The organism is Chryseobacterium sp. 2987 (assembly GCF_031456375.1).
In the GTDB taxonomy this organism is placed as follows: Bacteria; Bacteroidota; Bacteroidia; order Flavobacteriales; family Weeksellaceae; genus Chryseobacterium; species Chryseobacterium vaccae.
In genome coordinates this window covers 821,105-834,769 of sequence record NZ_JAVDUN010000002.1, presented here as the reverse complement: position 1 = coordinate 834,769, position 13,665 = coordinate 821,105, and the positions used below count along the sequence as shown (strand labels likewise).

Below are 13,665 nucleotides of genomic sequence, written 5' to 3'. Positions count from 1 at the left end.
GTTTTTGTGGTTTAGCCTCTTGATCTTTCCAGAAGAACCATCATCAGTAATGATAAGATCACAAGACTTTCGTCTTCATCATCAATATCAATCAGTCTGTCCAGCTGAAATCTTCTTCCGAAGAATGAAGGCATTTTTTTCATTTTAAAATAGGCTTTCCCGTCAATTCCGGTTACGGTGTAAGAAGGATTAAGGAAATAACCGGTAAACATTCCGATGATTGGAATTTCACCTACGAAACCATCCCAGAATCTTACCCATGCACTGTCTTCCTGTACTTTGAATTTTGGCTGATCATTGGCATCAAGAATATCATAGCTTGCTTTCCAGATAGAACGCATCCCTTTTCTGGCCAGTCTTCCGTAATTTTTGTTTTCAGTAATGTCGTTCAGGGAATATGATGCATTGAAATCGATCCATTGATTGGCTCTGATTCTGAACAACTCTTTAGACTTGCTTTCATCATTGAAAACAATAACATCTTCTTTTAGTTTGAACATTTTCTGACGAACATAGGCTACATAGTTTCCGTTTTTATCAGTAATGTTGAAATCGCCGGCTAGTGTTGTGATTTTAAATTTGAAATCCAGCGGATAATTAAGATTTTTAAGTACCATTAGTTTATTTTTTCTTCCAATTAATATTTAGAGCTCAAAGATAAAGGTTTTTTTAGAGATTGAGGAAAAAAGAGGGATAAGGGAGAAGATAAAGGATAAAAGATAATGGATGAATAGATGAGAGATATGCAATTGCACTGCTATTGTTTATTTTACCCTAAACCCTAAACCCTAAACCCTAAACCCTAAACCCTAAACCCTAAACCTTAAATCTTGAACTCAAAACCATTGGTACTACTCAACTATATTCCTTATTTTTGCGCTATGGATTACCCTAGTAAAGTTTTGGCAAAGGCAGTAGATGAAATTTCGGGACTGCCCGGGATAGGACGGAAAACGGCTTTGCGACTCGCTCTTCATTTATTGAAACAGCCTAGCTCCAGGGCGATGAGCCTCGGAAACTCCTTAATTAATCTTGTTAATGAAATAAAATATTGTAGAGAATGTCATAATTTCTCAGATTTTGATGTGTGTGAAATATGTGATAACGAGAAGAGAAGCAGTGAGCTGATCTGTATTGTAGAAGATGTAAGAGATGTTATTGCTATTGAAAATACAGGAAAGTTTACGGGGAAATATCTGATTTTAGGCGGGAAAATATCACCAATGGAAGGAATAGGACCTTCCCAGCTGAATATCCCTAGTATTGAAAGAAAGCTGAATGAGGGAAAAGTCAAAGAATTCATCTTTGCACTGAGTGCTACGATGGAAGGAGATACAACAGCTTATTATATTTATAAAAAGTTTAAAAACTTCAATGTAAGTTTTTCCAGTATTGCCAGAGGAATTTCAGTAGGGGATGAGTTGGAATATGCCGATGAAATTTCTTTGGGAAGATCTATTATGAACAGGCTTCCGTATAACGAAAAAGATTAATATGAAGCTGTCAGTTATTATCGTTAATTATAATGTTACCCGGCTGCTCAGAAGCTGTCTCTTATCTGTTCAGAAATATACAGATAAGGAGACCTGTGAAATTATCGTTATTGACAATGCCTCTACGGACAGCTCGTGGAAAGATCTGGTCTCCGAATTTCCGGAAGTTCGTTTCATTGCCTCAGAATCTAATGACGGTTTTGCCATAGCCAATAATAAAGCCATTAAAACAGCATCCGGAGAATATCTTCTGATCTTAAACCCTGATACGGAACTGGAAGGTTTCTACATGCAGGAACTTCTGGATTTTGCCGATTCTAAGCCGGATTTTGGAGGACTTGGAGTCCGAATGCATGATGCGGAAGGTGTTTTTCTGCCTGAAAGCAAACGTTCTGTTCCTGATATGTTCAATTCTTTTGAAAAGCTGTTTACCAACTTTAAAAAGAACAATTCAAAGTCCTATTACAGGAATGATATTAATGAATATGCTGTAGCAGAAGTAGAGGTGGTTACAGGGGCATTTCTACTGGTGAAAAAAGACGTGTATGAGAAAATAGGAGGCTTAGACGAAGCCTATTTCATGTATGGTGAGGATATTGATCTTTGTTATACTTTATTGAAGCACGGCTATAAGAATTATTATTACGGAAAAGCTTCCATTCTTCATCATAAAGGAGAGAGTACGGTTAAAGATGAGGTGTACCTCGAAAGATTCTACGGAGCAATGCAGATTTTTATTGATAAGTATTATAAAAGCTCCAAACCGGTTCAGTATTCGTTTTTAAAGGCCGGGCTAAAACTGAGACATAAAATTGAAAGAATCAAGCTCAAATAAAAAAGCAGTTCAATAATTTGAACTGCTTTTGTTTTATATAAAAGTATAGACTTTTTATTATTTTGCCGGAGCTACCGGGGTTTGAGCCGGAGTTGTAGTAGAAGCCGGAGCAGACTGTTGCTTTGCCGGAGCCTCTTTTTTCACAGGCTGTTGTGCCGGAGCTGTTGTTGATGGTTTTCCGGTAACCACAACACTGATAAGGATAAGAACAATAATTATTCCTCCTAACGTCCATGTTGCTTTTTCCATGAAATCATTGGTTCTCTGTACTCCAAACTGTGCAGAAGATGCACCTCCGAAAGTACTGGAAAGGCCTCCACCTTTTGGATTTTGAGCCATAACAACAATTACCAATAAAACGCTGGCAATCATAACAAGAACCATCAATAGTGTAAATATAGTATCCATTAATTCTGATATCTTTTTGAATGGGCAAATTTAATCTTTTTTTACCGAACAACAAAAAAAGATGTCTGCAAATATCGTTTAAAATAAAAATGGCAGCAAAAGCTGCCATTTTTTATATGAAAACAGGTTGTTTTTATTTAAAATCTGAATCTTTAGCCTGGTTCAGCTGGTAAGCCTGTACAGTCAGATCTACATCCATTCCGCCCATATTCTGAATGATGGTAAACGGAAGTTTAACTCCTGAAACATCTTTGTAGTTGTTGTAGCTTGTAGGAATAGAACCTCCTTCAGATACTTTGATTTCTCCGGTTTTAAGGCCCGTCTTTACACTGTAGTAATAAGTGTCTTTAGGCCCTTTTACCACATATGAATCTTCATTGTTGTACTTTTCGATTCCTGCCACTTTAATATCCGCTGATTTTGCGAAAGTAAGCTCAGGAAAAAGTTCAGGATCTGCCATTTCAGCCTTTTCCTTGTCGCTTAAAGGTACTTTTTGTCCCTGTGCCTGCTGATAACCGTCTTTACCGTCAAAAACAATCTTCTGAAGGGTATTTCCTGCCATTTTCAGTTCCATAAGCATTTTACCACCTTTGGCCTGAATCAGTTTCATGCTCATATCCATTCCCTGGATTTTAGTAGTAGCATCCGAAGAAATAGACGTTACTTTCTGTACAGCCGCCAGACCACCAATTGCATTGATGTATTTATCCGCTACAGAAGCAGCAGTAACATTGGCGTCAGCCTTTTGTACAGCAGGTTTTGCAATTGGATTCGCTTCTCTGTCGAAATATTTTACCGGATAGCCCAGTTTTTCCAGTCCTTCAGAAATATCAGCGGCTTTTCCAGCGATGAAAATTCTGCTCTGGTTAGGAAGGATTGTAGCTTTAGCAGCAGCAGAAACATCAGCAACCGTTACTTTATCAATAGATTTCAGGTAATTGGAGTAGAAATCTGCCGGAAGGTCCTGTACTTTCTGATTTAAAGCAAATCTTGCGATTGTTTCAGGTTTTTCAAGAGCCATGATGAAAGATCCTTTCAGTTTAGCCTTTGCATTTTCTAATTCCTGAGGTTTTATTGTGGTAATTCCGTTAAGTTCAGTCATAAATTCCTTAACAGCTTTATCAGTAACCTCATTTCTTACACTGGCTTCAGCAGAAAATACCGGAGTATATTTGCTGGCGCTCATGCTGGAGTAAGCTCCGTAAGTGAATCCGTTCTTCTCACGAAGGTTCATGAAAAGTCTGGCTTCAGCACCGCCTCCCAAAATATAATTGGCAATAGTAGCCGCAAAATAGTTAGGGTCTTTCATTTTTAAAGTATTGAGATTCCCTACAGATACTACAGATTGTACCGCAGAAGGAACATCCACTACATTAACCTCTGTCTTTGCCACGTTAGAAGCGGGTTCTAAAGCAGCAAACTTAGTACCTGCTTTTTTCCAGCCTGCAAAAGCTTTTTCAACCAAAGGCTTTATCTGGTCAAACTTCACGTCCCCTACAATCACAAGGTAAGCATTGTCCGGTGTATAATATTTGCTATAAACATTCTGTACATCAGAAAGTTGAATTTTATTGATTGATTCAACGGTTTCAAATTCTCCTCTTGAAGTATTTTTTCCGTACATCAATGCGTTGGAAACTCTTGACGCAATAGAAGGAGCATTTTTCTCGTCTGCCTTTAAACCTTCAATTGTTCTGTCTTTGGAATCTTTGATTTCCTCTGCAGAAAAGTTCGGATTGACAATAGCATCAGCCATCAGTCCTAAAACTTCAGGGAAATACTTTGATAATGAGCCTGCAGACGCACCTGCTGATGAGAAATTAATTTGGGCTCCTAAAAAGTCTACCTTTTTATTGAATTCGTCTTTGCTTAAGTTTTTAGTTCCGTTTTCAAGCTGCTCCGCCATGATCTCGCTTACTCCGGTTACATTTCCTTCATAATATGGAGGTCTGTCCATGGAAAGGCTTGCGCTTACTCTCGGCAGCTTGTTGTTTTCTACCACCATTACAGTAAGCCCGTTGCTCATCTGGAATGTTTTTGGCTTGGCAATGTTGATGGCAGGAGTTGGTCCCGGCTTTGGCATTGCGTTAAGGTCTATTTTTTGTGCAGAAAGCATTCCTGCGAATAAAAATGCTGCCGCTATATATGTTAATTGCTTTTTCATTTGTAAAAATTATTATGGTAATCAATTTTTTCCTGTACTCCGTAGATTACTTTTTCTCAGGAAGGTAGTTAATGATCACTCTTTGGTTAGGATTCAGATACTTTTTAGCAGCATTTTGCAGATCTTGTCTGGTGATGGATCTGTAAATGTCGATTTCCTTATTGATAAGGTTGGTATCTCCCATCAGTACGTGGTTGGTTGCTAGTGAAACAGCAATTCCCTGAATACTTGAGTTAGCGTTTACAAACTGATTTTCGAACTGATTCTGAAGTTTCTGATAATCTTCTTCGGAAATTAAAGTAGTCTGAACTTTTTTAATTTCTTCATCAATTACTTTTCTCAGATCCGCTTCAGGTGTAGGCCCCATCGGGATCGCAAAAAATGCAAAAACCCCGTCTTTTTCAAAAGCAAGCGGGTTAGCGGAAACCTGTAAAGCTTTCTTATCCTGATCTACCAGTTTTTTGTATAATACTGAAGATTTTCCACCGCTCAGGTAAGCAGAAAGCATGTCCAGTATTTTGGAGTCTCTTTCGGTATTAGCAGGCGTTCTGTATCCGTAAATATAAGCAGGAAGCTGAATATTGGCATCCGTATAGGTTACCACTTTTTCCTGAGTAATAGGAGCATCTTTAGTATAAGTTCTTGTAATAGCCGCTCCTTTCGGAATTCCTCCGTAATATTCCTGAATCCATTTTTTAGTCTGTTCAGATTTAATATCTCCCGCTACTACTAAAGTTGCGTTATTCGGGATATAATATTTTTTGTAGAAATTCTGGAATTCTTCCAGCTTGGCAGCATTAAGATCTTCCATAGAACCAATCGTAGACCAGTGGTACTGGCTGTTGGTAAACATATTGTTAAGAATAGCGGTGAAAAGATTTCCGTACGGTCTGTTATCCATACTCAGTCTTTTTTCTTCCTTTACAACTTCTCTCTGAGTATCCACCCCGATCTGGTTGATTACAGCATGGCGCATTCTTTCTGCTTCCATCCACAGTCCTAGCTGCTCGTTGTTGGAAGGGAAAGTCTCGTAATAATAAGTTCTGTCGTTGCTGGTGTTGGCGTTGTTCTGTCCTCCGTTAGAAGAAACAATTTTCATCCATTCGCCTCTTTTTATATTAGGAGTTCCTTCAAATAAAAGGTGTTCAAAGAAGTGTGCGAAGCCTGTTCTTTTTGTAGCCTCGTCTTTGGCCCCTACATGATACATTACTCCTGTAGTAACTACCGGTGCAGAATTATCCTGATGAAGGATTACATGAAGGCCGTTTGGCAGGTCATATTCTTCGAATTTAATTTGCTGTGCATTCAGCATCATTCCGAAAAAAGATGCAGCTGCAACAGAAAGAAGTCGTTTTTTCATAAAGCAGAAATTGTTTTGCATAAATTAGTAGAGAAAATACAGTATTTGTTACATTTCTTTATGTTTTTTTTTCATTTTTGTAAGGACGTAGAAATTATTTTAAAATCGGGATGAAAATTTACTCTGTTATATGGTTTGTCTTGTTCAGTGTATTGATAAATGCACAGGAAATTACAGATAAAGAAGCCTTCAATAGGTGCCTGAAGGAATTTAGCAGGAAAACCTGTCTTTCTGATGAAGATAAGGATGGAATTCTTTTTTATCTGGATAAATGCCCTAAAGAAGCTGGGCCTGTAGAAAATAGCGGCTGCCTGCTGCCGGATCAGGACAAAGACGGAGTTTTGGATCAGGATGATGAATGTCCGGCAAATCCAGGGCCGGCAGAAAATAATGGATGCCCATGGATGGATACGGATAAGGACGGAGTTCAGGATAAAGATGATGCCTGTCCGGATGTATTTGGTGCAGCAGATAATCTTGGCTGTCCTCGACCCAAAAAAGATTGCAAAAAAGTATATGAAAGAGAGAAAACCCAATATGAAGAAGACCTGAAACAGGTTGAGAAAATGGATTTCAATCTACTTTTTACCATTATTTTAGAAGATGAGGATTTTAAAACATTCTTTATACCCAAAAGGAAATTTATTTTCCTGAGAAAAATAATTACAGGACCTTCTGCGGAATGTGGAAATGACCCTTATTATGATTGTCCGCATTTTGAAAAGATCATTGGGGCAGATGTTTTCAATAAATTGTGGAGCCCTGAAAATTTTAACAGATTCAGAAAAAAGACAGGTAGCAGTACCATCATTCCTGTACCGACTTTACAAAGAGGTGACGGAATTTTTTTCGGCCTGGAAAATGATGAAAATAATTACTTTGTAAATAATGGCATCACTCCGTTTTACAAAGGAAAAGTGAATGATAACGGAAGAATACAAAATATTTATTACATCTCCCCTCAAAAGCCTGTTGAAGATCTATTCATTACCAGAAAGGATGAGAAATTTATAGATATTGAGAGTGTGAGTTTCGGGATTGCAATGTATCCGAGGTACGACACTGAAGGTCATATGGGTTTTATGATCCAGCTGAGCTTTTCAGATTCTGAAGGAGCTTCCCGTAATGTACCGGCAAAATTCTATCAATTCAAAGAAAGAAAATGGGTTCAGATAAAAGGTCTTGAATAAGCAAACCTCTACAGCACTGAAAGAATACCCGTTCGGAAGTTAAATTGGTCTCATAATTTGAATTCTCCTTTGAATGCATTAATTTTGTGTTCCAAAAATTTTTTGCAGCATGGATTATCTGAAAGGACTCAATGAATCACAATATGAAGCCGTTACCTCTTTACAGGGACCTCTGATGGTACTTGCGGGAGCGGGCTCCGGAAAAACACGTGTACTTACGATGCGTATTGCCCACCTGATTAATAACGGAGTAGACCCTTTCAATATCCTGGCTCTAACCTTTACCAATAAAGCGGCCCGCGAAATGAAAGACCGTATTGCCAAGGTAGTAGGGACCAGCAATGCAAGAAGTTTATGGATGGGAACCTTTCACTCGGTTTTTGCAAGAATCCTGAGAATTGAAGCCCACTATCTGGGATACCCTTCCAATTTTACAATCTATGACCAGCAGGATGCCCTGAATGTGATCAAGAAAGTATTGAAAGACATGAATATCGATGCCGATCTTTATAAACCTAAAAAAGTTCAGGCGAGAATTTCGACGTATAAAAACAACCTGATCACGGTAAAGGCCTATTTCAACAATCCGGAACTGATGGAAGCAGATGAAAAAGCCAATATGAAATTTATCGGGCAGATCTATCAGAGATATGTGGATGCTTGTTTCAAAAATGGGTCCATGGATTTTGACGACCTTCTGCTAAAAACTAATGAACTTTTGACCCGTTTTCCGGAAGTACTGGCTAAATATCAGGACAGATTCAGATATATCATGGTGGATGAGTACCAGGATACCAACCATTCACAGTACCTTATTGTAAAAGCACTGGCTTCAAAATTTGAAAATATCTGTGTGGTAGGGGATGATGCCCAGTCGATTTATTCTTTCCGAGGAGCAAATATCTATAATATCCTCAACTTTAAAAAAGATTATCCTGACGCCATTACTGTTTCACTGGAACAGAATTACCGTTCAACACAAACGATTGTGAATGCTGCCAATGTTGTGATCGCAAAAAACCTTCAGCAGTTCAAAAAGAATGTATTCAGTGATAATGAAGAAGGGGATAAAATCAAAGTATACCGTTCCCTTTCCGATGCGGATGAAGCTAATTTCGTAGCTGGAAATATTTGGGAACTGCGTAACCGCGACCAGAGAAAATACAGTGATTTTGCCATTTTATACAGAACCAACTCTCAGACCAGAGGGTTTGAAGATGCATTAAGACGTAAAAATATTCCATACAAAGTATATGGAGGACTTTCCTTCTATCAAAGAAAAGAAGTAAAAGACCTTATTGCTTATCTCAGACTTCTGATCAATGAAAATGATTCTGAAGCGCTGACAAGAATCATCAATTACCCTGCAAGAGGAATCGGAGAAACTACACAGAATAAGCTGATTGTTTTTGCAGATGCCCAAAATGTTTCCATTTCAAAAGTTTTGGATAATCTTCCGATGTATGCTCCGCAATTAGGCTTGAATAATGGAGTTTTAAATAAGCTAAATGATTTCTGGTCGATGATCAAAGCATTTCAGGTACTGCTGAAAACTGAAACGGCTTACAGCGTAGCGATGGAAGTGGCAAAACGAAGCGGACTGATCAAGTTTTTAAAAGATGATCAGACCCCCGAAGGAATTTCTCGTGTAGAAAACGTACAGGAATTAATGAACTCCATGCAGGGATTCATTGAAGAGCAGATGCAGTTGGAAGACGGAGACCCAAGCCTTTCCAACTTCCTTGAAAACATTGCCCTTTCTGCCGATACTCAGGATAAAGAACTGGAAGATGATATGGTCTCTTTGATGACAATCCACCTTTCAAAAGGTCTCGAATTCCCGGTAGTTCACCTGGTTGGACTTGAAGAAAATCTTTTCCCGAGCTTTATGAGTTCTGCAACCCGCGAAGACCTGGAAGAAGAAAGACGTCTGTTTTATGTGGCACTGACCAGAGCAGAGAAACAGGTGTTCTTTTCATATGCCATTTCCCGGTTCCAATGGGGAAAAATTACAGATGCCGAGCCTTCACGATTCTTAAGCGAGGTAGATGAAGAATATATTGAATTCATCAATCCGGCCATGGAAAAAAGATTCATCAATAACGCCGGGCTTAAATCCAATATTTTTGATGAGTATCCTTCTGAACAGCGTTCTTTCAGAAAAGTAGAAAAGAAAACGATTGATAGGGGAGATACTTCACAACCAGCTCCTGAAGTAAAAAAACTGAAACCAGTAAGTACAGCCAGAATTATCAATCCAAGCGGGGCCTCTTCCCAGGATATTGAAGTAGGCGATAAAGTAAGACATGACCGCTTTGGAATCGGAGAAGTGACTTTCCTGGATGGAACAGATCCTCAGAACATCAAAGCCAAAGTTGTTTTTATGCATGAAGGTGAGAAAAACCTGATTCTGAAATACGCTAAGCTTACGAAAATATAGAATTCTTCGGTACAGAACTGAAATAACAATATAAAACGGATCCGGTTAAGGATTCGTTTTTTTTGTTGTAGAGAAGGAGAGTTGAGATAATAGACAGATAGATAACAGCTGGATAGATGATAGAGGTAACGGTGAATGGTCAATTTTGCTGCGCAAGGGAATGGTGAGTTTGGGAGTTTGAGATTCAGAGAAAAGATAATAGACGGATAGATAATAGATATTCGGGTTAAGAATAATAATCTCAGTTCAGGATAAGAAAATCAGACTTATATTAAGAGCTATAATTGGTAAACAATGTATAATTTTTTGTAAAAAAACGATATTATTTGAGCTTTTTTAAGTGCTCCGTAGAAGTACTCTGTTCATAGAATTTAATATATGATCTAAGGTGAGCTCCGTAGGAGCGACCTGATAATTATAATGATTAATATGTTACTCTGATAGAGCTTTAATACGACAAAATTTGAAAAACAATTATAATCTCAGTCCGGGATAAAATGTCTGATTTAGACTGGTTTGAAACTGGGAGAAGGAAAGTTATTAAGATCATTAAAAATAAGTGTTGATGTTTAAGGTAATTTGATTTTACAATAGTTTTCAATACTTGTAACTAAAAGTAACTTCTCGCTTCCAGCCTTATATACTTAAACTCCTTAATTCGAACTCAGGTTAATAATAAGAAATGAATCAAAAATAGGTCTTGCCTGATATGAGATACAGAACTGGAACCTTCAGTCTACCACTTAAAACCCGGTAGAGTTTATCTATAGAGGGCTTTACTCCAATATAAAGATCTCATCAATTTCCATCGCCAATCTTTCCGCTTCCATCTGCATAGACAAAAACTATAACTCTTTTTCAAAAAACAAAAGTCTATTAATTTTGTAGACTAATAAAATTACTTTACATTTGCCACTCAAAAAAACATAAACTATTAATTGATGTAAAGGATATGAAAAATAAAAATACCATCTTATCAGCTTCCGTCTTATTTTTTCTGGGAAGTTTTGCTTTCGGGCAGGAAAAAGAAAAAGACAGTCTGAAAACAAATAATGTAGAAGAAGTCGTGGTTCTGGGCTCAAGAGCGGGAGCCAGATCAAAAGTCGACAGCCCGGTTCCTGTGGATGTATTCAATATCAAAGAGGCTTCTGTAGTTCTTCCGCAATCAACTATAGGACAGATACTGAACTCGCTGGCTCCGTCTTTTACTTCTACCATTCAGACGAATTCTGATGGAACAGATCACTTAGACCCCGCCCAGCTGAGAGGATTGGGACCTGATCAGGTTTTGGTTCTGGTTAATGGAAAAAGAAGACACACTTCAGCACTGGTGAATGTGAACGGAACTCCGGGAAGGGGAACGGTAGGAACCGACCTTAATGCCATTCCTTCATTTGCCCTGAACAGAATTGAAGTGCTTCGTGACGGAGCTTCTGCCCAGTATGGATCAGATGCCATTGCCGGAGTTATTAATTTGGAATTAAAAAAAGATACGGGAAAGCTGACGGGGCAGATAAGCTACGGCGGAAATTTAACACCAACCGCAAATGACCATACCGGAAATTTTGACGGTCAGAATATTCAGCTAGATCTTAATTATGGAAACAAAATCGGGAATAAAGGCGGTTTTTATAATATTACCTGGTCTTCACAGTTCAGAGATCCTACTTCCAGAGCAGGAGCAGAAAGCGGATCCATCTATAATGCCTATAATGCCATTGAAAAACGTGCGCTGAACGACGGGGTAAATCTTTCTTCTCTGTTCAGCAATATCAACAATACCCCAAATTCACAGCAGCTTATTGATTATATTCACCAATATTCACAGGGAGTAGGTTATTTCAGCGCGGCACAGCAGAGTGCAATTCAAAATACATCGATTATCCAGGATATAAAGGATGCCCAGGGAAATGTGATCCAGAAAGGACTTCAGTCCTTGCTGAATTTTGATGTTACCGATCAGGAACTGGCTTACAGAGGGCTAACAAGGAAAGATTTCAATATGCAGGTTGGCCAGTCTAAGCTGAACAATCACCAGCTTTTTGCCAATATAGAAGTTCCGGTAAGTGATGACTGGAAAGTGTATTCATTTGGCGGATACAGCATAAGACACGGTGTTTCAGGAGGATTTTACAGAAAGCCTAATCAGAGCAGAACGTTCACAGGATTGTATGCAGACGGTTATCTGCCACAGATCGGAACAGATATTCAGGATTTATCACTTGCAGCCGGAATCAAAGGAAAATGGAACGGCTGGCATATTGATTTAAGTAATACCTTCGGACAGAATTCATTTACCTATAACATCAGAAATACAGGAAATACTTCTTTAAGATTTAATTCTCCAAGAGATTTTAATGCCGGAGGGCTAAGGTTTTCCCAAAATACCATCAATTTAGATTTCTCTAAAAAATATGATGTCTGGAATGGGATTAATGTCGCTTTCGGAGGAGAACATCGCTATGAAAATTTCAAAATAACAGCAGGAGAAGAAGCTTCCTATGCAACCTATGATGTTTCCGGAAATATATGGAATAACAACAGCCCGAGACCTACGGATTTTTTCGGAAATGCACTTCCGGGAGGATCTCAGGTGTTTGGAGGATTCAAGCCGGTGAATGCTGTAGATAAAAACAGGCAATCAGTAGCAGCCTATGCGGATGTGGAGTTCAATTTTACGAACTGGCTTTTGGTGGATGCAGCAGCGAGATATGAGAATTATTCAGATTTTGGATCAACTTTCAATTATAAATTAGCTTCAAGAATAAAAGTAGCGCCCAATTTCAATGTAAGATTGGCCGGATCTACAGGGTTCAGAGCACCATCTATTCACCAGATCTACTATAATGTAACATCTACTTTGTTTACGAACAGCCAGCTTCTGGAAGTAGGTACATTCAGCAATGATTCAAGAATTGCAGAATTACTGGGAATTCCCAAGCTGAAGCAGGAAACGTCCAAATCGGCAAGTGTAGGATTTACTTACAGAATTCCATCCGCGAACTTATCAGTTACAGCAGACGGATATTTTACAAAAATAGACAACAGAGTTATTCTTACCGATCAGTTCTTAAGAGCCAACGTACCAACAGCAGCTCAGGAAGCTTTTGATGCGGAAAATGTAAGTGGCGCCCAGTTTTTCACCAATGCCATTGATACCGAAACAAAAGGCGTAGATGTTGTGATTGCTCATAATATAAGAGTTTCAGGATTGAAACTGGATAACAGTTTTGCCGTAAATCTCAGCCAGACCAAGAGAGTAGGAAATATTCATTCTTCCGGATTACTGCAGTCTGCCAACCTTGAAAATACTTATTTTTCTGAAAAATCAAGAGTATATCTGGAAGAAGCAGTTCCAAGGGTAAAAGCCAGTTTGTCGCATACCCTTTCATGGAAAAATGCCAGTTTCTATCTTAGAAATACCTATTTCGGAAAAGTAACCGGAGCAGATATTATTGATGCCAATGGCGATGGAATTGTGGGGCCTAACGAGCACCAGCAGATCACGGCCAAAATTATTACGGATCTTTCACTAGCCTATCAGTTTACAAAAAATGTAGGATTGACTGTAGGGGTAAATAACCTGTTCGATATTTATCCAACCAGAAACCTTACTGCATCTACCAACAATGATCAGTTTGTGTATTCGCGTTCTACTTCACAGTTCGGGCAGAACGGAAGATATGTGTTCTCCAGACTTAGTTTCAACTTTTAATATTTTTTTTCACTTTCTATTATTATTAAAACAGGTCCCTTTTGAGGACCTGTTTGTTTT

9 protein-coding genes are annotated in these 13,665 nt (G+C 38.6%); 5 read left to right on the top strand and 4 right to left on the bottom strand.

Annotated elements, in window-relative coordinates:
* Nucleotides 1-11: 11 nt before the first annotated feature.
* Entirely contained in the window at nt 12-617 is a 606-nt protein-coding gene (locus tag J2Y40_RS08800; RefSeq protein ID WP_153398476.1) for a hypothetical protein, read from the bottom strand.
* Between the two features lie 264 nt (nt 618-881).
* Between J2Y40_RS08800 and recR the strand changes: the two genes are divergently transcribed.
* The gene (gene recR, locus J2Y40_RS08795; protein ID WP_153400004.1) at nt 882-1,493 is read left to right on the top strand and encodes a recombination mediator RecR; all 612 of its coding nucleotides are present in this window, start codon (nt 882-884) and stop codon (nt 1,491-1,493) included.
* Entirely contained in the window at nt 1,489-2,328 is an 840-nt protein-coding gene (locus J2Y40_RS08790) for a glycosyltransferase family 2 protein (protein ID WP_153398478.1), read from the top strand. The genes recR and J2Y40_RS08790 overlap by 5 nt, the downstream gene beginning before the upstream one ends.
* A 57-nt stretch (nt 2,329-2,385) precedes the next feature.
* On the opposite strand, the gene secG is transcribed toward J2Y40_RS08790, so the two are convergent.
* From secG to J2Y40_RS08775, 3 genes are all read right to left on the bottom strand, one after another.
* A complete protein-coding gene (gene secG / locus J2Y40_RS08785; RefSeq protein WP_153398480.1) occupies nt 2,386-2,736 on the bottom strand; it encodes a preprotein translocase subunit SecG in 351 nt (116 codons plus the stop codon).
* A gap of 133 nt (nt 2,737-2,869) precedes the next feature.
* Nucleotides 2,870-4,900, bottom strand: coding sequence for a pitrilysin family protein (locus J2Y40_RS08780; RefSeq protein WP_153398482.1), 2,031 nt, complete (start codon nt 4,898-4,900; stop codon nt 2,870-2,872).
* A gap of 46 nt (nt 4,901-4,946) precedes the next feature.
* A complete protein-coding gene (locus tag J2Y40_RS08775) occupies nt 4,947-6,260 on the bottom strand; it encodes a pitrilysin family protein (RefSeq protein WP_153398484.1) in 1,314 nt (437 codons plus the stop codon).
* Nucleotides 6,261-6,370: 110 nt separating this feature from the next.
* On the opposite strand from J2Y40_RS08775, the gene J2Y40_RS23975 reads away from it, so the two are divergent.
* From J2Y40_RS23975 to J2Y40_RS08760, 3 genes are all read left to right on the top strand, one after another.
* Complete coding sequence (locus J2Y40_RS23975; RefSeq protein WP_409017683.1) at nt 6,371-7,450, top strand: thrombospondin type 3 repeat-containing protein; 1,080 nt, start codon at nt 6,371-6,373, stop codon at nt 7,448-7,450.
* Nucleotides 7,451-7,559: 109 nt separating this feature from the next.
* A complete protein-coding gene (locus J2Y40_RS08765; RefSeq protein ID WP_309998424.1) occupies nt 7,560-9,890 on the top strand; it encodes a UvrD-helicase domain-containing protein in 2,331 nt (776 codons plus the stop codon).
* Nucleotides 9,891-10,842: 952 nt separating this feature from the next.
* Nucleotides 10,843-13,605 carry a TonB-dependent receptor domain-containing protein gene (locus J2Y40_RS08760; RefSeq protein ID WP_309998422.1) on the top strand — a complete coding sequence of 921 codons (2,763 nt, stop codon included), beginning with the start codon at nt 10,843-10,845 and terminating at the stop codon, nt 13,603-13,605.
* Nucleotides 13,606-13,665: the final 60 nt, after the last annotated feature.

Bases quoted from the DNA above. Each gene is read 5' to 3' on its own strand.
- J2Y40_RS08765 (WP_309998424.1), top strand. From the start codon at position 7,560: ATGGATTATCTGAAAGGACTCAATGAATCACAATATGAAGCCGTTACC.
- J2Y40_RS08800 (WP_153398476.1), bottom strand. From the start codon at position 617: ATGGTACTTAAAAATCTTAATTATCCGCTGGATTTCAAATTTAAAATC.
- J2Y40_RS08775 (WP_153398484.1), bottom strand. From the start codon at position 6,260: ATGAAAAAACGACTTCTTTCTGTTGCAGCTGCATCTTTTTTCGGAATG.
- J2Y40_RS08780 (WP_153398482.1), bottom strand. From the start codon at position 4,900: ATGAAAAAGCAATTAACATATATAGCGGCAGCATTTTTATTCGCAGGA.
- J2Y40_RS23975 (WP_409017683.1), top strand. From the start codon at position 6,371: ATGAAAATTTACTCTGTTATATGGTTTGTCTTGTTCAGTGTATTGATA.
- recR (WP_153400004.1), top strand. From the start codon at position 882: ATGGATTACCCTAGTAAAGTTTTGGCAAAGGCAGTAGATGAAATTTCG.
- J2Y40_RS08760 (WP_309998422.1), top strand. From the start codon at position 10,843: ATGAAAAATAAAAATACCATCTTATCAGCTTCCGTCTTATTTTTTCTG.
- secG (WP_153398480.1), bottom strand. From the start codon at position 2,736: ATGGATACTATATTTACACTATTGATGGTTCTTGTTATGATTGCCAGC.